The 23,648-nt window shown below is 62.6% G+C and carries 22 protein-coding genes; 17 read left to right on the top strand and 5 right to left on the bottom strand.

Annotated features, from left to right (window positions below):
• Positions 1–151: 151 nt before the first annotated feature.
• Positions 152–2,581 (top strand): ComEC/Rec2 family competence protein, encoded by a 2,430-nt coding sequence (locus FNA46_RS03715; protein WP_246102826.1) that lies wholly within the window; start codon positions 152–154, stop codon positions 2,579–2,581.
• Here the strand turns inward: FNA46_RS03715 and lexA are convergent.
• Positions 2,562–3,281, bottom strand: coding sequence for a transcriptional repressor LexA (gene lexA / locus FNA46_RS03710; protein ID WP_142881001.1), 720 nt, complete (start codon positions 3,279–3,281; stop codon positions 2,562–2,564). The genes FNA46_RS03715 and lexA overlap by 20 nt on opposite strands.
• Positions 3,282–3,622: 341 nt before the next feature.
• Here lexA and FNA46_RS03705 point away from each other — a divergent pair, with 341 nt between their 5' ends.
• Positions 3,623–4,207 carry a hypothetical protein gene (locus FNA46_RS03705; RefSeq protein ID WP_342782378.1) on the top strand — a complete coding sequence of 195 codons (585 nt, stop codon included), beginning with the start codon at positions 3,623–3,625 and terminating at the stop codon, positions 4,205–4,207.
• A gap of 126 nt (positions 4,208–4,333) precedes the next feature.
• The gene (gene kdsA / locus FNA46_RS03700; RefSeq protein ID WP_142880999.1) at positions 4,334–5,179 is read left to right on the top strand and encodes a 3-deoxy-8-phosphooctulonate synthase; all 846 of its coding nucleotides are present in this window, start codon (positions 4,334–4,336) and stop codon (positions 5,177–5,179) included.
• 84 nt (positions 5,180–5,263) lie between these two features.
• Here kdsA and FNA46_RS03695 read toward each other — a convergent pair whose 3' ends face one another.
• Positions 5,264–7,081 (bottom strand): methyl-accepting chemotaxis protein, encoded by a 1,818-nt coding sequence (locus FNA46_RS03695; RefSeq protein WP_142880998.1) that lies wholly within the window; start codon positions 7,079–7,081, stop codon positions 5,264–5,266.
• Positions 7,082–7,383: 302 nt separating this feature from the next.
• Here FNA46_RS03695 and eno point away from each other — a divergent pair, with 302 nt between their 5' ends.
• The 10 genes from eno to lipA all read left to right on the top strand — a co-directional run bounded on the left by eno (position 7,384) and on the right by lipA (position 17,206).
• Complete coding sequence (eno, locus tag FNA46_RS03690) at positions 7,384–8,658, top strand: phosphopyruvate hydratase (RefSeq protein WP_142880997.1); 1,275 nt, start codon at positions 7,384–7,386, stop codon at positions 8,656–8,658.
• Between the two features lie 157 nt (positions 8,659–8,815).
• Positions 8,816–9,133, top strand: a complete 318-nt coding sequence (locus FNA46_RS03685; protein WP_142880996.1) for an FtsB family cell division protein — start codon at positions 8,816–8,818, stop codon at positions 9,131–9,133.
• A gap of 145 nt (positions 9,134–9,278) precedes the next feature.
• Complete coding sequence (gene pdhA / locus FNA46_RS03680) at positions 9,279–10,319, top strand: pyruvate dehydrogenase (acetyl-transferring) E1 component subunit alpha (RefSeq protein WP_142880995.1); 1,041 nt, start codon at positions 9,279–9,281, stop codon at positions 10,317–10,319.
• Positions 10,320–10,334: 15 nt separating this feature from the next.
• The gene (locus FNA46_RS03675) at positions 10,335–11,756 is read left to right on the top strand and encodes a pyruvate dehydrogenase complex E1 component subunit beta (protein WP_142880994.1); all 1,422 of its coding nucleotides are present in this window, start codon (positions 10,335–10,337) and stop codon (positions 11,754–11,756) included.
• A 15-nt stretch (positions 11,757–11,771) separates the two neighbouring features.
• Complete coding sequence (locus FNA46_RS03670; protein ID WP_142880993.1) at positions 11,772–13,115, top strand: pyruvate dehydrogenase complex dihydrolipoamide acetyltransferase; 1,344 nt, start codon at positions 11,772–11,774, stop codon at positions 13,113–13,115.
• Between the two features lie 62 nt (positions 13,116–13,177).
• Complete coding sequence (locus tag FNA46_RS03665; RefSeq protein ID WP_142880992.1) at positions 13,178–13,816, top strand: SGNH/GDSL hydrolase family protein; 639 nt, start codon at positions 13,178–13,180, stop codon at positions 13,814–13,816.
• Positions 13,817–13,906: 90 nt separating this feature from the next.
• Positions 13,907–14,173 (top strand): HP1242/YdcH family protein, encoded by a 267-nt coding sequence (locus FNA46_RS03660; protein ID WP_142880991.1) that lies wholly within the window; start codon positions 13,907–13,909, stop codon positions 14,171–14,173.
• Between the two features lie 89 nt (positions 14,174–14,262).
• On the top strand, positions 14,263–15,708 hold the full coding sequence (lpdA, locus tag FNA46_RS03655; protein WP_142880990.1) for a dihydrolipoyl dehydrogenase: 1,446 nt from the start codon (positions 14,263–14,265) through the stop codon (positions 15,706–15,708).
• 235 nt (positions 15,709–15,943) lie between these two features.
• Positions 15,944–16,192, top strand: coding sequence for a GlsB/YeaQ/YmgE family stress response membrane protein (locus FNA46_RS03650; protein WP_142880989.1), 249 nt, complete (start codon positions 15,944–15,946; stop codon positions 16,190–16,192).
• A gap of 36 nt (positions 16,193–16,228) precedes the next feature.
• Positions 16,229–17,206, top strand: a complete 978-nt coding sequence (lipA, locus tag FNA46_RS03645; RefSeq protein ID WP_142880988.1) for a lipoyl synthase — start codon at positions 16,229–16,231, stop codon at positions 17,204–17,206.
• A gap of 11 nt (positions 17,207–17,217) precedes the next feature.
• On the opposite strand, the gene FNA46_RS25920 is transcribed toward lipA, so the two are convergent.
• Positions 17,218–17,385: a hypothetical protein gene (locus FNA46_RS25920; protein WP_185969712.1), complete on the bottom strand. Its 168-nt coding sequence runs from the start codon at positions 17,383–17,385 to the stop codon at positions 17,218–17,220.
• A gap of 207 nt (positions 17,386–17,592) precedes the next feature.
• Between FNA46_RS25920 and FNA46_RS03640 the strand changes: the two genes are divergently transcribed.
• Positions 17,593–18,036 carry a type II toxin-antitoxin system RatA family toxin gene (locus FNA46_RS03640; RefSeq protein WP_142880987.1) on the top strand — a complete coding sequence of 148 codons (444 nt, stop codon included), beginning with the start codon at positions 17,593–17,595 and terminating at the stop codon, positions 18,034–18,036.
• Here the strand turns inward: FNA46_RS03640 and FNA46_RS03635 are convergent.
• Both FNA46_RS03635 and FNA46_RS03630 read right to left on the bottom strand, forming a co-directional pair.
• Positions 18,027–18,527 carry a CinA family protein gene (locus FNA46_RS03635; RefSeq protein ID WP_142880986.1) on the bottom strand — a complete coding sequence of 167 codons (501 nt, stop codon included), beginning with the start codon at positions 18,525–18,527 and terminating at the stop codon, positions 18,027–18,029. The genes FNA46_RS03640 and FNA46_RS03635 overlap by 10 nt on opposite strands.
• The gene (locus tag FNA46_RS03630; protein WP_142880985.1) at positions 18,524–19,717 is read right to left on the bottom strand and encodes a bifunctional 2-C-methyl-D-erythritol 4-phosphate cytidylyltransferase/2-C-methyl-D-erythritol 2,4-cyclodiphosphate synthase; all 1,194 of its coding nucleotides are present in this window, start codon (positions 19,715–19,717) and stop codon (positions 18,524–18,526) included. The genes FNA46_RS03635 and FNA46_RS03630 overlap by 4 nt, the downstream gene beginning before the upstream one ends.
• Before the next feature lie 195 nt (positions 19,718–19,912).
• Between FNA46_RS03630 and dusB the strand changes: the two genes are divergently transcribed.
• From dusB to ntrC, 3 genes are read left to right on the top strand one after another with little or no spacing between them, the layout of a single operon-like run.
• Positions 19,913–20,935, top strand: a complete 1,023-nt coding sequence (dusB, locus tag FNA46_RS03625; protein WP_142880984.1) for a tRNA dihydrouridine synthase DusB — start codon at positions 19,913–19,915, stop codon at positions 20,933–20,935.
• Positions 20,932–22,083 (top strand): two-component system sensor histidine kinase NtrB, encoded by a 1,152-nt coding sequence (locus FNA46_RS03620; protein WP_142880983.1) that lies wholly within the window; start codon positions 20,932–20,934, stop codon positions 22,081–22,083. Before dusB ends, FNA46_RS03620 begins: the two co-directional genes overlap by 4 nt.
• A complete protein-coding gene (gene ntrC / locus FNA46_RS03615) occupies positions 22,080–23,531 on the top strand; it encodes a nitrogen regulation protein NR(I) (protein WP_142880982.1) in 1,452 nt (483 codons plus the stop codon). The genes FNA46_RS03620 and ntrC overlap by 4 nt, the downstream gene beginning before the upstream one ends.
• The last annotated feature ends 117 nt before the right edge of the window (positions 23,532–23,648 follow it).

Here is a 23,648-nt window from a genome sequence, read left to right as displayed (position 1 = left end):
CGTGAGGCAGGCTGAAACCCCGGCGAGCGAATCGAGACGAGAGGCGGAAGCCTTCCGCCAGCCTTCCTTTCTGCCTGTTCCGGCCCTTCTGGGGGAGGGAACGGCGCGTGCTCCGCTGACCTGGGACATCTCGGCGGACACCCCGTCAATATTGCGTGATCGGTCCGATCCGACACGGTGGTGGCAGACCATGCTGGCGGAGGAGCTTGCCCATGGACGCGGCTTTCTGCTTCTGCCCGTGTTTTTGGGGCTGGGGGTCATTCTCTGGTTTTCGGCCACTGCCGCGCCACCGGCTTGGCTGTCTGCGATGGGCCCGGTGCTGGTCGCGCTTGCAATCTGGACCGGACGGCGCGGGCAGGGGGCCGTGAGAACATGCCTGCTGGTCGTGGTGCTCGTCCTGTCGGGCTTCGGGCTTGCCCATCTGGAAAGTCTGCGGAATGCCACCGTTATTCTCGATCAAGCCGTCGTGACGCGGTTGGAGGGGGTGGTGGAGCGGCGTGAGGCTGTGGCGGGCGGCCGCTGGCGCTATACGGTGCATGTTCTCAGAACCTTCGAGCCGGTGCTCTCCCGGCCCCCCGAGCGGGTGGCGCTCCTGTGGCGCGCGCCGCATGAACCCCTGGCATCGGGCACGCGGATCGAGGGGCGTGTGCGCCTGTCTCCCCCCTCCGGGCCCGCGCTTCCGGGCCTGCTGGATTTCGGCTTCACCGCCTATTTCGAAGGAACCGGTGCGGTCGGCTTCTTCTACGGGCGTCCGCTCATCCTGGGCGTGGCGGAACCGCCAGGCGGCTTTCTGGCCGGGTTGCACGGCGCACTCTTCGATCTGCGTGCCAGCATCGGCCAGCGCATCCGTAATGTGGTCGGGGGCGATGCCGGTGCCTTTGCAGCCGCGATTGTGACCGATGAGCGGCGGGCGATTTCGCCAGCCACCGTGGAGGCGCTGCGCCTTGCCGGCCTTGCCCATATCGTGGCGATCTCCGGGCTCAACATGGCGCTGGCGGCCGGCATTTCCTTCGTCGGTCTGCGCGGAGCCCTCAGCCTCATCCCTGGCTTTGCCGAGCGTGTGCCGATCAAGAAGATTGCCGCCCTGGGTGCGCTTCTTCTGGTCACGGCCTATTACCTGATTTCCGGTTTCGGTGTCTCGGCCGAACGTGCCTACGTAATGATGGTCATCATGCTGGCCTCGGTTCTGTTCGACCGGCCCTCGATCAGCCTGCACAATGTGGCCCTCGCAGCCGTGCTGATTCTGGTCCTGACGCCATCCGCCGTGCTGGGCGCAAGCTTTCAGATGTCGTTTGCGGCAACCGTTGCCCTTGTGGCCGGCTATGAGGCCTGGATGCGCGGTGGAGCTTGGGAGGATCGCGGGCTGCTTGCGGGCGCGCACTCATTCCTCGGGCGACTCGTCCTGCCGTTGTTCGGCTTCGCGGCGGGCGTGCTGGCCACTTCGCTGATCGGCATGCTGTCGACGACAATCTTCTCGCTTGCTCATTTTCACCGGCTGGCCGCCTATGGTCTTGCGGGGAATCTGGCAGCCATGCCGCTGATTTCGATTGTCGTGATGCCGGCCGGATTGGTCGGCATGCTGCTGATGCCCCTGGGGCTTGATGTCCCTTTCCTGACACTGATGGGATGGGCGCTGCAGGGCGTGATCGCGATTGCCGAAACGGTCGCAGGCTGGGGAGGCGAGGTGGCGACGGGGCGACCGCCAGCTGGCTTCCTGCCGCTGGCCTCGGCCGGCTTCCTGCTGCTCACGCTGCTTCGGACGCGCCTGCGTCTGCTTGGTCTGCCGCTGATCCTGGCCGCTGTCGCCATGACGATCATTCCGGAGCGTGCGAGTTCGCCGGATCTGCTCGTCTCGGAGGATGGGATCCTCGTTGCCCTTCTGGACGGGCAGGCCGCGGCGACCAACCGGCGCCGACCTTCGGATTTTCTATACCGGCAATGGCAGGATGCGTTGCGCATCGAACAGACCAGCGCACCGCGCCTGTTGTCGCCGCTGCCTGACGCCGCGGCCAACCGAAAGGCAGACCCTGGAATCCAGAGGGGTTCCGCACAGAATAAGAGAATCGAGCAAACAGAACGGGAGCCGGCGTCAACTGCCACGACGACCGACAGACAGTCTCAGCGAGCCGCTGCCAAAGTGCCGCTGAAGGCCGGCGAGGCGGAAACCATCCTGCAGACCCTGCGCAGGGGCGCCGAAAAACAGCCGGGACGCTTTGCGTGTCTTCCCTCGTCCGGCTGTCTTGCGATCACCTCGCAGGGGGCGACACTCATAACCGTTGAGGACAATCGTCTCACCGGAACCGCTTGCGACCGCGCAGATCTCGTCATTGCGCCACAGGCCCGCTTCGATGAGTGCCGTTCCGGCGCTCTTCTGCTGAGCGGCCAGACCTTGCGCCGCACCGGTGCCCTGATCGTCCGTTTTCGCGACAGCCGACGAGTCGAAGACTGGCGCGCGGAAGCTGCCATCATGTCACATGAGCGCCCCTGGAGCGTTCATCGCAGCTATGACTGGCGACGCCGCAGCTTCGAGACAGATGTTCCGGAACCGGTGCGCCGGCTGGTCAGTGATAGCGGCGGATAAGTCCGACCAGTCTGCCTTGTATCTTCACCCGGTCCGGTCCGAAGATCCGGGTCTCATAGGCAGGATTGGCCGCTTCCAGTGCGATCGAGGCCCCCTTGCGGCGGAACCGCTTGAGGGTTGCCTCCTCGTCATCCACCAGCGCCACCACGATATCGCCGGGCGTGGCTGTGCTGCCATTGCGGATGATGACCGTATCGCCGTCGAGAATGCCGGCCTCGATCATCGAATCGCCCTTCACTTCGAGTGCGTAATGCTCGCCGGTTCCCAGCATCTCAATCGGCACTGCAATCGAATGCGTATTGTTCTGGATGGCCGAGATGGGCACGCCGGCAGCAATGCGTCCCATGACAGGAACTGTTGCCGTTCCCGTATATTCTTCCGCAGGTGCCGCTGATGCGGCGGACTTGGCGGGCGGCGTCTTGCCGAGACTGCCTTCGATAACACTGGGTGAGAAGCCGCGGCGGGGCTGGGCCGGCGGCACATAGGATTCCGGCAGCTTGATCACTTCCAGCGCGCGGGCACGGTTTGGCAGGCGGCGAATGAAACCGCGCTCCTCCAGGGCTGTGATCAACCGGTGGATGCCGGACTTCGACGCCAGATCAAGCGCATCCTTCATTTCGTCGAAGGAGGGCGGCACACCGGACTCCTTCATGCGTTCATGAATGAACAGAAGCAGTTCCTGTTGTTTGCGTGTCAGCATATGGCAACCCCGAGCCCGAAACAAATACAGAACAGACCCTATCTGTTCCTTATGTGTTCTGCAAGCCCCCAAAAGCCGGGTGTTTTTGGGGTGACCGGCTGAGCCGAAGAGACAATCCGGGCTCATTGGTGAGGACCCTCGCCACAGATTCGGCGGGAATCGGTGGATGCTGCCGGCTGGGGTGATGCAGTGCACAAAATACCATCTGTGAGGGATGGTCATTCCAGCCGGGAGTCTTCATCATGCGCATGCTGTTTTCGTCCGTCCTGCCGTTTGCAATCTCGATGTCCCTTTCCCTTCCCGCATCTGCCGCGGCTCCTGTCTGGCCAGATACTCCGGTCATGCGGCTTGAAGCGCTCGCTCTTTTGCAGACGCTGAATGCCGAATTGCTCAGTCATGACAGCGCGACACTGACGCTCGATCGCTGGTGTGCAGCCCACCACCTCGCCGATGGCGAAAAAATCGTTGCCGAACGGATAAAGGGCGAAGACAAGCCCGCTTCAGAGGAGGTGCGTCATCTGCTGAACGTGTCCGGGGACACGCCACTTGCCTATCGTCACGTGCGGCTGAAATGCGGATCCGTCGTGCTTTCGGAGGCGGACAACTGGTATGTACCTGCTCTTCTGACGCCCGAAATGAACAGGACGCTGGAGACCACCGACACCGCCTTTGGCCGCGTGGTGCAGCCGCTGCACTTCCAGCGCCACACGGTTTCCGCCGACCTCCTGTGGCAGCCGCTGCCGGCGGGGTGGGAAACGGGAACCGCGGTCCAGGCCGCCACGTCCGGCGGTCTCGACATGCCCGATTATCTGCTGCGCCATCATGCCTATCTCGCAACGCCGTCCGGCACGCCATTCAGCGTGGTGGTCGAGACCTACACAAAGAGCATCCTCGGCTTTGCACCACGGGACGTGACGGCACGCTGATCTCCCTATCACCTGCCCAGGCGGGCTCGCGGGTGACAGGCTGTCGTTCGGCTGGTATGAGCGCGCTCACGAAGGTGGCATCCGGACGTGCCGGATCCATGGTTTTACCGGAATGTGGGATCGATCATGTCAGTCACAGCCAATGCAGTGGTATCCGTCGGCGAGGGTGCAAGCCAGGTCCAGTTCTCAAACAGCGGACGCCTGTCGCTCATCTGTGGTCCCTGCCAGATGGAAAGCCGTGAGCATGCCTTCATGATGGCCGGTGCCATCAAGGACATCTGCGACCGTCTCGGCATCGGTCTTGTCTACAAGTCCTCCTTCGACAAGGCCAATCGCACCTCGATTGCCGGCAAGCGTGGCATCGGCCTCGAGAAGGCCATGGAGGTGTTTGCCGACCTGAAGAAGGAGTTCGGTTTTCCGGTGCTGACCGACATTCACACCGAGGAGCAGTGTGCGATCGTTGCCGAGACGGTCGACATCCTGCAGATCCCCGCTTTCCTCTGCCGGCAGACCGATCTTCTGGTGGCTGCTGCCAGAACCGGGCGCGTGATCAACGTGAAGAAGGGCCAGTTCCTCGCCCCCTGGGACATGCGCAACGTTCTGGCCAAGTTCACCGAAAGCGGCAATCCGAATGTGCTTCTGTGTGAACGGGGCGCATCTTTCGGCTACAATACCCTGGTGTCCGACATGCGCTCCCTGCCGATCATGGCGGCCATGGGCGCGCCGGTGGTCTTCGATGCGACTCACTCGGTGCAGCAGCCGGGCGGTCAGGGTGCCTCGACCGGCGGCCAGCGTGAATTCGTCGAAACGCTGGCGCGTGCCGCGGTCGCCGTCGGCGTGGCCGGTGTTTTCATCGAAGCGCATGAGGATCCCGACAATGCGCCCTCCGACGGCCCGAACATGGTGCGCCTCTCGGAGCTTGAACGTCTGCTGGAAAAGCTTCTGGCGTTTGACGCCGTTGCCAAGGGCTGAGCGGGCGAACCCCGGCGTCACGCAGTCATCAGAAGGGGGCCGTTCAGGCCCCCTTTTGGTGTCGACTGCCAAAACGACGGGTCCTCAGGAGGCCAGTCGGAAGCCTTGCTGCGACCGTGTGCTCACGGTTCGGAAACGGCCAAGCTGGCTTCCCAGATCCCGTGCGCAGGTTTCGAGGTCGCGGCAGGCCGCATTCGCTTCCTCCGCCATGGCCGCATTTTTCTGCGTGACCTGATCCATCTGGCCGACCGCATCGCTGACTTCGTCCAGAGCGCGGGATTGGTCGCGCGCTGACTGCACGATGGCATCGATCAGGGTACCAACCTGCTCCATCTGATGTTCCATTTCCGTCAGTGCGTCGCCGGTGCGGTTGACGAGGCCAACGCCGAGGCCGACTTGCGTGTTGGACACGTCGATCAGATGGCGGATCTCGCGCGCGGCATTGGCGGAGCGGCTTGCGAGTTCGCGGACCTCCATGGCGACGACTGCAAAGCCCTTGCCGGCCTCTCCGGCGCGGGCCGCTTCCACGCCGGCGTTCAGCGCAAGGAGATTGGTCTGGAAGGCGATCTCGTCGATCACGCCGATGATCTGGCGAATCTGCGTCGATGACTCCTCGATCTTGCCCATGGCGGCGACGGCATCGCGAACGATGGTGGTCGACCGTTCCGCGCCGCGCCGGCTCTCTGCCATCTGGCGGTCTGCCTCCTGCGCCCGCTCTGTGGTGGCGCGCAGGGTGACGGTGATCTGGCTGAGCGCGGATGCCGCCTCCTCCAGCGATGCCGCCTGCGCTTCCGTTCGGCGCGACAGGTCGTCGGTGCCAGTGGAAATGTCGCAGACCCCGGACTGCACCGTCTGCATGGCGACCGCGATGCTCAACAGCGCTTGTTCCAGCGACTGGACGCTGCCATTGAACTGTTCGCGCAGCATCTCGTAGTCCGGTGCAAAGCGGTCCTCTATGCGAATGGTCAGGTCGCCGCGTGACAGCGATTCGAGGCTTGCGGCGAGTGTCGCGATCACCCTGGCGCGGGCGGCGTCTTCGCCGGCCTTGCGCTCCATGTCGTCCCGCTCTGCCTGCATGGCCTGTTCGCGCGCCTCCTCCTGTTTCCTGCGGGCTGCGATGCGCTCCAGCGCGTTTTCGCGAAACACGGTCACCGCGCCGGCCATTTCTCCGATCTCGTCTGCACGATCATGGAAGGGAACCGGCTGGCTGTAATCGCCTTTGGCAAGAATACTCATATAATCCCGCATGCCGTTCAGCGGTCTTACGGCACGACGATGCAGCAGATAGAGACCGGCACCGAGCAGAAGCAGCGCGCTGCCGGCTGCACAGAGAGAAATCAGCGTCAGCCCGGTCGTTTCGGCAGACGCCTGCCTCTCTGCCGCTGCCAGGAAATCGTTTGCCTTGGCCACCAGTTGCAGCACATTGGCCTGGTGGCGCTCGAAGGCGGCCTTCAGGGCGACCGTCGCTGCCTTGACCTCATCTGCGTTGCCGGACGTGACAGCGCTCGCATAGCGCCCGGCAAGGATCGTCCAGAACGCATCGGCGGTCGGTTCGAGCTGTTCCTTCAATTGCGCCTTCAGGTCCGATGCAAGGCCGGTGCCCGGCCAATAGGCCTTGCGCTCGTCATAGGACTTCTTCAGGTCGGCAATCTTCGCCAGATTGCCGCTGGCCGCCTCCGGATGATAGGCGCCTTCGGTCGCCAGCAGATAGGCTTCCACCACGAAAAGCGGCGGCGGCAGGATATCGGCGACCAGATCCTTGCCGTAGACGATCTGCTGATAGACGGGGCCGTTCACCCGCAGACGGTCGAAGGCGTAGGTCTGCAGCCCGATGGCGAGGGCCACGCCGCTGCCCACCAGGATGCCAAAAAGCGTGAGGCTTCGCGCGATCGTCAGGTTCATTGCATGCCCTCCCGGCCAAAGGGCGAAAGCTGGTTGTGCCGCCTGTTGTGCGGGCTCCGCCGGGTCAATAGTTCATGCGAAATGAATTACTTTTTTGATAAAAGCCAAGCCAAGGTTTCGCTCCCAGATTTGGAACTGCCTGTTCTGCTTCCGGTCTCGGTTTAGCCCTCAGCCGGCATCCGCCGCACAGCGCGTGATCATGCGGCCGGCGACGGAACTGTCATTCTCCTGCCATTGTATTTTCTGTACCGTTGGATAAGACAGGCAGTGATTTCCACCGCACTTACCAGCAGGAAAAGTCCATGACAGCCATCACCGATATTATCGCGCGCGAAATTCTCGACAGCCGAGGCAATCCGACCGTTGAGGTCGATGTTCACCTCGAAGACGGCAGCATGGGCCGGGCGGCCGTGCCGTCGGGCGCCTCCACTGGCGCGCACGAGGCCGTCGAGCTGCGCGATGGCGGCAAGCGCTATCACGGCAAGGGCGTCGAGAAGGCTGTCGAAGCCGTCAACGGCGAAATCTTCGATGCCATCGGTGGCCATGACGCCGAAAACCAGATTCTGATCGACAACCTGATGTGCCAGCTGGATGGCACGCCGAACAAGTCTCGCCTCGGCGCCAACGCCATCCTCGGCGTGTCGCTCGCCGTTGCCAAGGCTGCTGCCGAATCGGCGGGCCTGCCGCTGTTCCGCTATGTCGGCGGTCCGAATGCCCGCCTGCTGCCGGTGCCGATGATGAACATCATCAATGGCGGTGCACATGCCGACAACCCGATCGACTTCCAGGAATTCATGATCATGCCGGTCGGCGCGGAAAGCATTCGTGATGCCGTGCGCATGGGTTCGGAAGTCTTCCATGTTCTCAAGAAGGAGCTGGCTGCCGGCGGTCACAACACCAATGTCGGTGACGAAGGCGGTTTTGCGCCGGGCCTGAAGAGCGCACCTGAAGCGCTCGACTTCATCATGAAGTCGATCGAGAAGGCCGGTTATCGTCCGGGCGACGACATCCATCTCGCTCTCGACTGCGCCTCGACCGAGTTCTTCAAGGATGGCAAGTATGCGCTGGAAGGCGAGGGCCGCACGCTTGAGCCGGAAGCCATGGCCGAGTACCTCGCCGAGCTTGCTGCCAAGTACCCGATCATCTCGATCGAGGACGGCATGGCGGAAGATGACTGGAACGGCTGGAAGTATCTGACCGACAAGATCGGCTCCAAGGTGCAGCTGGTCGGCGACGATCTGTTCGTCACCAATTCGGCGCGCCTGCGCGACGGCATCAAGATGGGCGTTGCCAACTCCATCCTCGTGAAGGTCAACCAGATCGGCTCGCTGACGGAAACGCTCGATGCCGTCGAAACCGCGCACAAGGCGGCCTACACCGCCGTTATGTCGCACCGTTCGGGCGAGACCGAAGACGCCACGATTGCCGATCTCGCCGTTGCCACCAATTGCGGTCAGATCAAGACCGGCTCGCTGTCGCGTTCTGACCGGATTGCCAAGTACAACCAGCTGATCCGCATCGAGGAACTGCTGGGTCCGCAGGCTGCCTTTGCCGGCCGCGCCGTGCTGAAGGCCTGATCGGCCTTCGACAACGAAACAGAAAACAAGGGGCGGTGCCGAAAACGGTTCCGCCCTTTTTCTTTTGCCGGGCCGTGGCGATAAAGATGGTCAACGATTGTTTAATCAACTTCTGCCAATCTGACAGAACGTAATGCGTTTCAGGGCAAAATCTCGCATGTGGACGAGGCATCACAAAGAACGGAAACTGGGTCGACTGATCCTTCCGGCGATCACCGCCGCCTTCCTTTCCTATTTCGGCTATCATTCCGTTCACGGCGATCTTGGCCTGATCGCGACCGAGAAATTCGAACGCATGCGCCTTGAACGGGCAGCGCAACTGGCCAAATTGGTTCAGAAGCGTCAGGCGCTGGAGCGTCAGGTGCAGTTGCTGAGCGACGGTTCGCTGGAAAAGGACATGCTGGACGAGACGGCGCGCTATCAGTTGAATGTGTCGCGCGGCGATGAGATCGTGATCTTCAACAACTATTTCTAAATTAACCGAATTCCAGTTAATTCAGCTTTTTCCCTGAAATTTCATGGCTTTGATTATCATGTGAGCCATGCATTTATGGCATTGCTGGGGCGAACATTCTTGCCTATGGTACGCATAACCAATCAAACACGCAGGGAGGTTATGAATGGCGCCGAAGCAAGTCGCGTCCGCCGCCGGTCGCAAGACGGCAGCGAAGCCTGCAAAATCCAATGGTGGAGCTATCGCTGAATTCGATAAGGCCGAGGAACTCAAGGCCTATCGCGAGATGCTTCTCATCCGCCGTTTCGAGGAAAAGGCCGGCCAGCTCTATGGCATGGGTTTCATCGGCGGTTTCTGTCACCTTTACATCGGCCAGGAAGCTGTCGTCGTCGGCATGCAGATGGCGTTGAAGGAAGGCGATCAGGTCATTACCGGTTATCGTGACCACGGTCACATGCTGGCTTGCGGCATGAGCGCGCGCGGCGTCATGGCGGAACTCACCGGTCGTCGCGGCGGTCTTTCCAAGGGGAAGGGCGGCTCGATGCACATGTTCTCCAAGGAAAAGAACTTCTACGGCGGTCACGGCATCGTCGGTGCGCAGGTTTCGCTCGGCACCGGTCTCGGTTTTGCCAACAAGTATCGCGGCAACGACAATGTCTCGCTTGCCTATTTCGGCGATGGCGCCGCAAACCAGGGCCAGGTCTATGAAAGCTTCAACATGGCACAGCTGTGGAAGCTTCCGGTCATCTACGTGATCGAGAACAACCGCTACGCCATGGGCACGGCCGTTTCGCGCGCCTCCGCCCAGACGGATTTCTCGCAGCGCGGCGCCTCCTTCGGTATTCCCGGCATCCAGGTGGATGGCATGGACGTGCGCGCCGTCAAGGCGGCAGCCGACGAGGCTGTCGAGCATTGCCGTTCCGGCAAGGGCCCGATCATTCTGGAAATGCTGACCTATCGCTATCGTGGTCACTCGATGTCCGACCCGGCGAAGTATCGCTCCAAGGATGAAGTGCAGAAGATGCGCTCCGAACATGACCCGATCGAGCAGGTGCGTCTGCGTCTGGTGGAAAAGGGCTGGGCCTCGGAAGACGAACTGAAGGCCATCGACAAGGATGTCCGTGACATCGTGGCCGACAGCGCCGATTTCGCCCAGAACGATCCGGAGCCGGATGTGTCCGAGCTCTACACCGACATTCTGCTTTAATCGGGGAGGGAACCCATGCCGATCAATATTCTCATGCCCGCCCTCTCTCCGACCATGGAAGAAGGCACGCTGTCCAAGTGGCTGAAGAAGGAAGGTGACAAGGTCACCTCCGGCGACGTGATCGCCGAAATCGAAACCGACAAGGCGACCATGGAAGTGGAAGCTGTCGATGAAGGCGTGATCGGCAAGCTGCTGATCGATGCCGGCACCGAAAACGTCAAGGTCAACACGCCGATCGCCGTCCTTCTGCAGGAAGGCGAAAGCGTCGATGCGATTTCGGCGGCACCTGCATCCGCACCGAAGGCCGATGCCGATACGCCGGCTGCGACCTCGGATGCCGCCGGTGGCAAGGCACGCGAATCGTCCGACGAGCCGACCGCTGCCGCGGACACCAAGGTTCCGGCCCAGCCGAAGGCGGCCGTGGCTGCCGATCCGGCTATTCCGGCAGGCACAGAAATGGTGACGATGACGGTGCGCGAAGCGCTGCGCGATGCCATGGCGGAAGAAATGCGCCGCGACCCGGACGTCTTCGTCATGGGTGAGGAAGTCGCCGAATACCAGGGCGCCTACAAGATCACCCAGGGGCTGCTGCAGGAATTCGGCGCCAACCGCGTCATCGACACGCCGATCACCGAGCATGGCTTTGCCGGCGTCGGCGTCGGTGCGGCCATGGCCGGCCTGAAGCCGATCGTCGAGTTCATGACCTTCAACTTCGCCATGCAGGCGATCGACCAGATCATCAACTCGGCCGCCAAGACGCTCTACATGTCGGGCGGCCAGATGGGCGCGCCGATGGTGTTCCGTGGTCCGAATGGTGCCGCTGCCCGCGTGGCGGCCCAGCACAGCCAGGATTACGGCGCCTGGTACAGCCATATCCCGGGCCTGAAAGTCATCCAGCCCTATACGGCGGCCGATGCCAAGGGCCTTCTGAAGGCGGCGATCCGCGATCCGAACCCGGTCATCTTCCTCGAAAACGAAATCCTCTACGGCCAGTCCTTTGAAGTGCCGAAGCTCGACGATTTCGTGCTGCCGATCGGCAAGGCCCGCATTCATCGCCCCGGCAAGGACGTGACGATGGTCTCCTGGGGCATCGGCATGACCTATGCGGTCAAGGCTGTTGCCGAGCTGGAACAGGCCGGCATCGATGTCGAACTGATCGACCTGCGCACGCTGCGTCCGATGGACCTGCCGGCCGTGATCGAGTCGGTGAAGAAGACCGGCCGTCTGGTGACGGTGGAAGAAGGCTTCCCGCAGTCGTCCGTCGGCGATTTCATCGCCAACTCGGTGCAGCGCGAGGCGTTCGACTATCTCGATGCCCCGGTCATAACGATCGCCGGCAAGGATGTGCCGATGCCGTATGCGGCCAATCTCGAAAAGCTCGCTCTGCCGAATGTCGGCGAAGTGGTCCAGGCCGTCAAAGCCGTCTGCTACAAGTAACGGGAGGGCAGGCTCATGCCGATCAACATCACCATGCCCGCCCTCTCTCCCACGATGGAAGAGGGCAATCTCGCCAAGTGGCTCGTCAAGGAAGGCGACACGGTCAAGTCCGGCGATGTGATCGCCGAGATCGAGACCGACAAGGCCACGATGGAAGTGGAAGCCGTCGATGAAGGCGTCGTTGCCAAGATCGTCGTTCCCGCCGGCACCGAGGCCGTCAAGGTCAACGCGCTGATCGCGATCCTCGCCGCCGATGGCGAGGATGTGGCGGCCGCTGCCGCCGGCGGCGGTTCGGCCGCACCGGCGCCGAAGGCGGACGCTGCACCGGCTCCGGCCAAGGCGGAGGCCGCGCCTGCCGCGTCCGCTGCACCGGCTGGCGCGCCTGCCGCTCAACCGGCTCCGGCTGCGACCAATGGCGACCGCGTCTTCTCCTCGCCGCTTGCCCGTCGCGTGGCGAAGGAAGCCGGCATCGACATTGCCAAGGTATCGGGCTCCGGTCCGAAGGGCCGTGTCGTGAAGTCGGATGTCGAGAAGGCCGTGGCGGGCGGTTCGGCAAAGGCCGCACCCGTGGCTGCCGCACCGGCCCCTGCTGCCGCACCGGCACCGGCGCTTGCCAAGGGTCCGTCGGACGAGGCCGTCCTCAAGCTGTTCGAGCAGGGTTCCTACGAACTCGTGCCGCATGACGGCATGCGCAAGACGATTGCCAAGCGCCTGCAGGAAAGCAAGCAGACCATCCCGCATTTCTACGTGTCCGTGGATTGCGAGCTGGATGCGCTGCTGGCCCTGCGTGCCCAGCTCAATGCCGCTTCCCCTGAAAAGGATGGCAAGCCGGCCTACAAGCTGTCGGTCAACGACATGGTGATCAAGGCTCTGGCGCTCGCGCTCCGCGATGTTCCGGATGCCAACGTCTCCTGGACCGACAGCGCCATGGTCAAGCACAAGCATTCCGATGTCGGCGTTGCCGTATCGATCCCGGGCGGCCTGATCACGCCGATCATCCGCAAGGCCGAGACGAAGAGCCTGGCGGCCATCTCCAACGAGATGAAGGACTATGGCAAGCGCGCCAAGGAACGCAAGCTGAAGCCGGAAGAGTATCAGGGCGGCACGACGGCCGTGTCCAACATGGGCATGATGGGCGTCAAGAACTTTGCCGCCGTGGTCAATCCGCCGCATGCCACCATTCTGGCCGTCGGTGCCGGCGAGGAGCGCGTGGTCGTGAAAAAGGGCGAGATGAAGATCGCCAATGTCATGACCGTCACGCTCTCGACCGATCACCGCGCTGTCGATGGCGCGCTGGGAGCCGAACTGCTCGGCGCCTTCAAGCGCTACATCGAAAACCCGATGGGCATGCTGGTGTGACGAGATGAGGAGAGGTGGCTAGTGCTACCTCTCCACGTCTTTCTCCGGGAGGGAGGCTGCCGATGAAAACCGTTCTTGCCTATGGCGACAGTCTGACCTGGGGCTATGACCCGGTGTCACGCAACCGCCACGCCTACGAGGATCGCTGGACGAGTGTTCTGCAGAAGGCGCTGGGGCATGGAGTGCGGGTCATCGCCGAAGGGCTGAACGGCCGGACCACCGCCTATGACGATCATCTCGGCGATGGCGAGCGCAACGGGGTAAAACTTCTGCCGAGCCTGCTGGCGACGCACAAGCCCCTCGATCTCGTCATCATCATGCTGGGTACCAACGATCTGAAGCGCGGAATCCAGGGCACGGCGATCGGTGCGACGAATGGCGTCAAGCGGCTGGTGAAGCTGGTGCAGCATCACGACTGGGGTTTTGATTTCGAGACGCCGGACGTGCTGATTGTCTCGCCGCCGTCGATCTGCGAGACGGCGGATGCCCTTTTCGGCGCGCAGTTCAATCAGGCGATCGACGAGGGGGCGATGCTCGCCAGCATGTATCGCGACGCGGCTGACGAACTGGGCTGCGGCTTCTTTGATGCTGGCTCCGTCGCAAGCACCACGCCGCTCGACGGCATTCACCTCGATGCGGACAACACGCGCGCCATCGGCCGCGGCATCGAGCCGGTGGTGCGGATGATGCTCGGCCTGTGAGGCTGCGCAGAAGTTTGATCAGGGTCAAGGAGGACACGCAGACGGTGAGAGTAGCATGACAGTCGAAGTCACGAAGACGGAGGGACGGTCATGTCGAATACCCCACACCATCTCGCGGAGGAATTTCCGGAGCATCTTGTGAAGATGCGCCACCTGCGTGAAACGGATGGCCACTTTCACCGGATCGCAACCGCATACGAGGACATCAATCATCGCATCCACCGCGCCGAAACGGATCTGGAACCCTGCGATGACGTCCGCATGGCGGGCATGCGCAAGGAGCGCCTGGCCCTGAAGGATGAAATACACGGGATGTTGATGCGGGCGGAACCGCTGGCCGAGGAGGCCGAAGTCTAGAGGTTCCGCCGCCGCTTCCACTCCCGAGAAGAACGACAGAAGACGGCTCCGCGCCGGTTCGACACATTCTTGAAGGAGTGGAAGCGCCCATGGCTCAATCCTACGACGTCATCATCATCGGTTCCGGCCCCGGCGGGTATGTAACCGCCATCCGTGCCGCCCAGCTTGGCCTCAAGACCGCCATCGTGGAGCGCGAGCATCTCGGCGGCATCTGCCTGAACTGGGGCTGCATCCCGACCAAGGCGCTGCTGCGCTCGGCCGAAATCCTCGATCACGCCAACCATGCCAAGGCCTATGGCCTGACGCTGAACGGCACCATGACGGCTGATGTCAAGGATGTGGTTGCCCGTTCGCGTGGCGTTTCGGCCCGCCTCAACGGTGGCGTCGCCTTCCTGATGAAGAAGAACAAGATCGACGTGATCTGGGGTGAAGCCAAGCTCACCAAGCCCGGCGAGATCGTCGTCGGTGCGCCGTCGAAGCCGGCGGTGCAGCCGCAGAACCCGGTTCCGAAGGGCGTGCTGGGCGAGGGCACCTACACGGCCAAGCACATCATCGTCGCAACCGGCGCGCGTCCGCGCGCGCTCCCCGGCATCGAGCCGGATGGCAAGCTGATCTGGACCTATTTCGAGGCGATGAAGCCGGATTTCATGCCGAAGTCGCTGGTGGTCATGGGCTCGGGCGCGATCGGCATCGAGTTCGCCTCCTTCTATCGCTCCATGGGCGTTGACGTCACCGTTGTCGAACTGATGCCGAACATCATGCCGGTCGAGGACGTGGAAATCTCCACCTTCGCCCGCAAGCAACTGGAAAAGCGTGGCCTGAAGATCATCACCGAAGCCAAGGTGTCGAAGGTCGAGAAGGGTGCCAACGCCATCACCGCCCATGTCGAGACAAAGGACGGGAAGGTTCAGACGATCACCGCTGACCGCCTGATCTCGGCCGTCGGCGTGCAGGGCAATATCGAGAACCTCGGTCTCGAAGCGCTCGGCGTGAAGACCGATCGCGGCTGCATTGTCATCGATGGCTACGGCAAGACGAACGTGCCGGGCCTCTACGCCATCGGCGACGTTGCCGGCCCGCCGATGCTCGCCCACAAGGCCGAGCACGAGGGTGTCATCTGCATCGAGAAGATCGCCGGCGTGCCGGGCGTCCATCCGATGGACAAGGCAAAGATTCCGGGCTGCACCTATTGCAACCCGCAGGTCGCCTCGGTCGGTCTGACGGAAGCCAAGGCGAAGGCCGAGGGCCGTGACATCCGAGTCGGTCGTTATTCCTTTGCTGCCAACGGCAAGGCGATCGCGCTCGGCGAGGACCAGGGCATGATCAAGACCATCTTCGACAAGAAGACCGGCGAACTGATCGGCGCCCACATGGTCGGTGCGGAAGTGACCGAACTCATCCAGGGTTTCGTCGTCGCCATGAACCTGGAGACGACGGAAGAGGAGTTGATGCACACCATCTTCCCGCATCCGACGCTCTCGGAAATGATGAAGGAAAGCGTGCTCGACGCCTATGGCAAGGTGCTGAACGCCTGATCTGGTGACATCCCTTTCCCGCTGTGGGGTGGGAGGGGGAGCTCTCTTGCCGGCTGGCGATACGCAGGCTGGACGAGAGGCCGCAACGATGTCCCTTCTCCTCTCGGGGAGAAGGAGGCCCGAAGGGCCGGGTGAGGGAGGCTGCCGCAACGTGGCGCCGGCGAAAGCCGCTCATGTCGCATTGCGCTTCGCCCTCGTCGGGACCATATGAGTGTCCGAAAACGGAAGGACGGTCATGGAAGGTTTGGGTTTCTTTGGCACCATCATCGTCGGCGGTCTTGCAGGCTGGCTGGCGGGCATGTTGATGGATCTGCGCTTCGGCGTCTTCATGAACATCGTCATCGGCGTCGTGGGTGCAGCGATCGCCACTGCCGTTCTGGAGCGCGCCGGCATCTGGGTGGAACCCGGTGCCTGGGGCGGTCTTGTCAGCGGTTTCCTCGGCGCCTGTGCTCTGTTATTTGTCGCCAAACTCGTAAGACGCTAATCCGCCGGCTGAAGGCGGCTTGAAAGCAGGTTAGTCATGGTCACAATCCTCGATCGGATGTCGTCCCCGGACGATTCAAAGCGCGTCCGGCATCCGGAAAAGGCGCATCGTCCCGATACGGAAGTGATGCGCAAACCGGAATGGATCCGCGTCAAGGCGCCGACCTCGAAGGGATACCAGGAAACGCGCGAGCTGGTGCGCAGCCACAAGCTGGTCACCGTCTGCGAGGAAGCGGGTTGCCCGAACATCGGCGAGTGCTGGGACAAGAAGCACGCGACCTTCATGATCATGGGCGAGATCTGTACCCGCGCCTGCGCCTTCTGCAACGTGGCGACCGGAAAGCCCAATGCGCTTGACCAGGACGAGCCTGAAAACGTTGCCAAGGCCGTGCGCCAGATGGGCTTGAGCCACGTCGTGATCACCTCCGTCGACCGTGACGATCTGGACGATGGTGGCGCCGAGCATTTCGAGAAGGTGATCTGGGCGATCCGTGCCGCCTCGCCCGCAACGACGATCGAGATCCTGACGCCGGACTTTTTGAAGAAGCCGGGCGCGCTGGAGCGTGTCGTGGCTGCCAAGCCGGACGTCTTCAACCACAACATGGAAACGGTGGCCGGCAACTATCTCACGGTTCGCCCCGGCGCCCGCTATTTCCACTCCATCCGCCTGCTGCAGCGGGTGAAGGAACTGGATCCGACCATGTTCACCAAGTCCGGCATCATGGTCGGCCTCGGCGAGGAGCGCAACGAAGTGCTTCAGCTGATGGATGACCTGCGCACCGCCGACGTCGACTTCCTGACCATCGGCCAGTACCTCCAGCCGACGCGCAAGCACCACAAGGTGGAAAAGTTCGTGACGCCGGAGGAGTTCAAGTCCTACGAGACGGTGGCCTACACCAAGGGTTTCCTGATGGTGTCGTCCAGCCCGCTCACCCGCTCTTCGCATCACGCCGGCGATGATTTCGCCCGTCTGAAGGCCGCCCGCGAGAAGAAGCTTCTCGCTACAGCCGAGTAAGCCTCGGCCCCCTATTTGGGGATTGCCTGGCCTCGCTTTCTTTCCCGTAGCTCAAAACGGTGGCTGCGGGCCTCCGCCTTTGCCATTTCCACGAGATAGACCAGCATGGGCAGCTGGTTCATGTCCGCAAGTTGCCGTGTTGATTCCAGCAGTCGCATGATCTGGGTAAAATCGTCCATTGTCCTGTCTGTGGGGCTCTTGTCAGGGCTGTTCTGCATACTGCTTTTACGCGCAACTGCGTGATGATCGGTAAATCAGAGGTTTGTGTGGCACAATTCTTGGGGATAAAGGTTAATTTCGCATTAGGTCTGTGCGTGTTACGACCTTGCCTCGGCCGCGACCACCTGTCACTTGCCAAGCCACCGACCTGCCATTAGCTCACGTCCATGCCAAAGTTCGAAAATCACCGCCCCGTCCGCCATTCGCCGGAAAACATGTTCGCCCTGGTGGCGGATGTGGAAAAATATCCGCAGTTCCTGCCGCTCTGCGACGGGCTCACGGTACGCTCGCGCAAGGAGCGGGATGGCAAGACACTGCTGATTGCCGATATGACTGTGGGCTACAAGGCGATCCGCGAGACCTTCACCACGCAGGTCCTGCTCAATCCGGCCGAACTGACCATCGACGTCAAATATATCGAGGGCCCGTTCAAGTATCTCGACAATCGCTGGACCTTTTCACCCGCCCCGGAAGGATGCGTTGTGAATTTCTTCATCGATTACGAGTTCAAGAGCCGCATCCTCGGCGCCGTGATGGGCTCGATGTTCGACCGGGCGTTCCGCATGTTCGCGGAGGCGTTCGAGGCCAGAGCCGACAAGATTTACGCCTGAACAAGCTCCGCCAGCATCTCCAGTGCGGTGCGGATGGTGGCGGTGCGGATGCCGTCGCGCCCGAGATCGCCGTAGCGCATCTCCCGATGCAGGAGGGTGCCCTTCCTGCTCATCGCAGCCAGATGCACGAGCCCGACCGGCTTTTCCGCCGAACCGCCCCCCGGTCCCGCAATGCCGGTGACGGCGACGGCGCTGTCGGCCAGCGAGCGAAACAGCGCGCCGCGGGCCATCTGCAGCGCGGTTTCCCGCGACACGGCGCCGAAGCGGTCCAGCGTGGCGGGCGTGACGCCCACAAGGTCCATCTTCGCCGCGTTGCTGTAGGTGACGAAGCCGCGATCGACGACGGCCGACGAACCGGATATTTCGGTCAGTGCGCCGGCAATCATGCCGCCGGTGCAGGATTCGGCGGTGGCGATCCGTTGGCCCAGCGCGGCATAGTGCCGGATGATGGCTTTGGCCTGGTCGAGAATGTCTGCAGCGAAGATGCTCATGCGAGAACTCCATAGACGACGGTGGCGGTGGCGATGGCGGCGATGCCTTCCCTGCGGCCGATGAAGCCGATCTTCTCGTTGGTGGTGGCTTTCACCGAACAGCGATCGCGGGAAATGCCGAGAATCTCGGAAAGATTCTGGCACATGGTTTCCCGATGCGGCGCAATCTTCGGCGCTTCCGCGATCAGCGAGATGTCGGCATTGGTGATCACGCCGCCGCGCTGGCGCACGATCTCGGCCGCATGGGCGAGGAAGATGCGGGAGGCGGCGCCCTTCCATTGCGGGTCGGAGGGCGGAAAGTGGTCGCCGATATCGCCGGCGCCGCAGGTGGCGAGCAGCGCGTCGGTCAGCGCATGCAGTGCCACATCCGCATCGGAATGGCCGCTGAGGCTCTGGTCGTGCGGGATGAATACGCCGCACAGGGTTACGCCATCGCCCGATACCAGTTGGTGTACGTCATAGCCGTTGCCGGTGCGCACGTCCGGCAGGGCGTTCTGGCGGCTCAGCTTCTCGTCGGCCATGGCAATGTCTCTCCTGATCGTCAGCTTGATGTTGTCGGCCGCGCCTTCCGCCAGCGTGACGGCAAGGCCCGCCCATTCGGCAATCGCGGCATCGTCGGTGAAATCGCTGCGGCGGGCGGCCGCGGCCTTCTCATGCGCAGAACGGATGGCGGTCAGCGCAAAGCTTTGCGGCGTCTGCGCGGCATAGAGGCCGGCCCGCGGCACGGTTTCCTGCACGATGCCATTCTCGCCGGCGCGTTTCAGCGTGTCGGTGACGGCAAGCGCCGGCAGCACGGCCACATGGCCGGCGCCCAGCAGGGCTTCGATGCGCTCCAGCAGCGGATGATCGATGAAGGGGCGTGCCGCATCGTGGATCATCACATGCGTGGCGTCTGTCGTGGACAAGGTGCGGAGCCCTTCGAACACCGATTGCTGACGCGTTGCACCGCCATGGGTGATGATGATGCGATCGGCCTTCGCCAGCCCATGCACGGCCGAGGCAAACAGGGATTCATCATCCGGATGGATCACCACCACCACGGGTCCTGCCTTTTCCCAGGTGAGAAAGGCACGCAGCGTGTGGCGGATGACCGGTTCGCCGCCGATCCTGCGGTATTGCTTGGGCCCCTCGTGTGGAGCGCCGGCCCGCTCGCCGCGCCCGGCAGCCACGATAACGATGCCGATCTTCATGAAACTGCCTGTCAGGATCGCTTATTCGGTTGATGAACGACTCAGATCGCCGCCAAGGGGTGGACTTCGCCGGTTGACAGCGCAGAACTATAGACTGAAAACGCCCATTTCCAGCACGTCGCCCAGAAATAACGCAGTTTGGGAATAGCACTTGGCAAACACCCAAACTCTGAATAAAAATAGTGCAAAACTCGTGTGTGCCCGAAAGATCATCATTTGAGTCCCATCACTCTCGCAAGCCCCTTTCTGATTGGTTCGGTGGTCATCCGCAATCGCGTCGTGCTTGCGCCGATGTCGGGCGTCACCGATCTGCCGTTCCGCCAGCTGGCCTGGCGCTACGGGGCAGGGCTGGTCGTGACCGAGATGGTGGCCAGTCGCGAGCTTGCGCATAACCGCGGCGAATCCTGGGAGCGTCTGAAGGGGACGGGTATCCGGCCGCACATGGTGCAGCTTGCCGGGCGCGAGGCGCACTGGATGGCGGAAGCGGCCCGGATCGCCGAAGCAAACGGCGCCGACATTGTTGACATCAATATGGGCTGCCCTGCCAAGAAGGTGACCGGCGGTTATTCCGGTTCTGCGCTGATGCGTGATCCTGACCATGCGCTGTCCCTCATCGAGGCGGTTGTCGCGGCGGTCAAGGTGCCGGTTACCGTGAAGATGCGGCTCGGCTGGGACGAGCAATCGATCAATGCGCCGGAGATTGCCGCACGCGCCGAGCAGGCGGGCGTCAGCCTGATCACCGTGCATGGGCGCACGCGCCAGCAGTTTTACGAGGGGCGCGCCGACTGGGATGCCATTCGTCGTGTCCGCGAGGTTCTCTCGATCCCGCTGATCGCGAATGGCGATGTGGAGACGCATGGCGATGCGCAGGAGATCCTGCGGCGTTCGGGGGCGGATGCGGTGATGCTCGGCCGCGGCGCGCAGGGGCGACCGTGGCATCCGGGTGTTCTCGCCGGCCGCGCCCATCCCGTTCCCGCGGAAATGGCGGCGGTTGCCTGCGAACATTACGAATTGATGCTCGGTTTCTATGGCCGCGAGGCTGGCTTGCGCCACGCCCGCAAGCATGTCGGCTGGTATCTGGACCGCTTCGCGCCCGAGATGGCGCCGGAGCGAAAGGCGGGATTGATGACGGAAAAGGATCCGGACATGGTGCTCCGTGTTCTCGGTGAGGAACTGGCGGCTTATCGCGGCCATGCAAGCAGCAGGGAGGCCGCATGAGCAAGGCGTCGCAGGAGGCGGCGGCAGGCAATGCGCTTGCCATGGCCGTTCTGAATTCGGTTCAGAATCCGGTGATCCTCGTCAACGAGGCCGGCGTGATCGCCTTTGCCAACTGGGAGGCGGAAGCCTTCTTCGGGGCAAGCGCTGCGCATCTGGCCCGCAACAGGATTTCCACCTTCATTCCGTTCGGCAGTCCGCTTCTGGCGCTGATCGACCAGGTGCGCGAGCGTCGCGCACCCGTCAACGAATACCGCGTGGACCTGTCTTCGCCGCGGCTCGGCCAGGAAAAGCTGGTCGACCTCTATGTCGCGCCTGTTGTCAGCGAGCCGGGCTCCGTCGTCGTGGTCTTCCAGGAGCGCAGCATGGCCGACAAGATCGACCGCCAGCTGACGCACCGGGCGGCCGCGCGCTCCGTCACCGGGCTTGCCTCCATGCTGGCGCATGAAATCAAGAATCCACTGTCTGGAATTCGTGGCGCTGCGCAGCTTCTTGAGACCTCCGTGGCCGACGAGGACCGGGCACTCACCCGGCTCATCTGCGACGAGACCGACCGGATCGTTTCGCTGGTCGATCGCATGGAGGTGTTTTCCGATGAACGGCCGGTGGATCGCCTGCCGCTCAATATCCATTCGGTTCTCGACCATGTGAAGGCGGTGGCCAAGGCCGGCTTTGCGCGCGACATCAAGATCCTCGAGAACTATGACCCATCTTTGCCCTCTGTGTTTGCCAATCGCGACCAGCTGGTTCAGGTCTTCCTGAACCTCATCAAGAATGCGGCGGAAGCGATCGGCGACCAGCAGGATGGCGAGATCATGCTGACGACGGCCTATCGTCCCGGCATTCGCCTGTCGGTGGCCGGCACGCGCGAAAAGATTTCGCTGCCGCTCGAATTCTGCGTGATCGACAACGGCCCCGGCGTGCCGAGCGATCTCCTGCCGCATCTGTTCGATCCCTTCATCACCACCAAGACGAATGGCTCAGGCCTCGGTCTAGCGCTTGTCGCCAAGATCATCGGCGCCCATGGCGGCATCGTCGAATGCGACAGCCAGGCGCGCCGCACCATTTTCCGCGTATTGATGCCCATGCACAAGGATGACGGGTCCCAGGAAGAGAACCGTCCCTTGAACACGACAGGAAGCCTGAAATGACCGCAACGATCCTTGTGGCCGACGACGACGCGGCGATCCGCACCGTGTTGAACCAGGCCTTGACCCGCGCCGGCTATGACGTGCGCATCACCTCGAATGCCGCCACGCTCTGGCGCTGGATTTCGGCGGGCGAGGGCGATCTCGTCGTCACCGACGTGGTGATGCCGGATGAGAACGCCTTCGATCTGCTGCCGCGCATCAAGAAGGCGCGCCCCGAGCTTCCGGTGCTTGTGATGAGCGCGCAGAACACCTTCATGACGGCGATCAAGGCCTCGGAAAAGGGCGCCTATGACTATCTGCCAAAGCCCTTCGATCTGACGGAGCTGATCGCCATTATCGGTCGAGCGCTCGCCGAGCCGAAGCGCAAGCCGGCGAAGCTGGACGACGACATGCAGGACGGCATGCCGCTGGTTGGCCGCTCGGCCGCCATGCAGGAAATCTACCGCGTGCTGGCCCGCCTGATGCAGACGGACCTGACGCTGATGATCACCGGTGAGTCGGGCACCGGCAAGGAACTGGTGGCCCGCGCGCTGCATGACTATGGCAAGCGCCGCAACGGGCCCTTCGTTGCCATCAACATGGCGGCCATTCCACGCGACCTCATCGAATCGGAACTGTTCGGTCACGAGAAGGGCGCGTTCACGGGTGCGCAGAACCGTTCCACCGGTCGTTTCGAGCAGGCCGAAGGCGGCACGCTCTTCCTCGATGAAATCGGCGACATGCCGATGGATGCGCAGACAAGGCTGCTGCGCGTGCTGCAGCAGGGCGAGTATACCACCGTCGGTGGCCGCACGCCGATCCGCACCGACGTGCGCATCGTGGCCGCGACCAACAAGGACCTGAAGCAGCTGATCAATCAGGGCCTGTTCCGCGAGGATCTGTATTATCGCCTGAACGTCGTGCCGCTGCGCCTGCCGCCGCTGCGAGACCGCGCCGAGGACATCCCGGATCTTGTCCGCCATTTCATGCAGATGGGCGAGAAGGAGGGGCTTGATGCCAAGCGTTTCGACAATGAGGCGCTCGACATCATGAAGGCCTATGCCTGGCCGGGCAATGTGCGCGAGCTGGAAAACCTCGTTCGCCGTCTGATGGCGCTCTATCCGCAGGACGTGATCACCCGCGAGATCATCGATCAGGAACTGCGCTCCGACGTGCCGGACAGCCCGATTGACAAGATGGGGGCCCGCAGCGGCAATCTTACCATCGCACAGGCGGTGGAAGAGAACATGCGCACCTATTTCGCGAGCTTCGGCGATGCGCTGCCGCCGCCCGGTCTCTACGACCGCGTGCTGACCGAAATGGAATATCCGCTGATTCTCGCGGCCCTGACGGCCACCCGCGGCAACCAGATCAAGGCGGCCGATCTTCTCGGACTGAACCGCAACACCCTGCGCAAGAAGATCCGCGAACTGGGCGTCTCGGTCTACCGCAGTTCGCGCAGTGCATGAGCGGTTGCTGCTTGACACCTGTCGCAGCTTCGTTGCATTTTCGCCACAATGTGTTGCTCAGTGGTCACGTCAGCCGGTATGATGTGTGGTGTGTGCCAGAGGTCTGGCGCCTGATCG

Origin of the sequence: Affinirhizobium straminoryzae (assembly GCF_007004135.1) — a bacterium.
GTDB classification, from domain to species: domain Bacteria; phylum Pseudomonadota; class Alphaproteobacteria; order Rhizobiales; family Rhizobiaceae; genus Neorhizobium; species Neorhizobium straminoryzae.
Note: the sequence above shows the minus strand (reverse complement) of the source record. Positions and strands in the feature narration are given on the sequence as shown.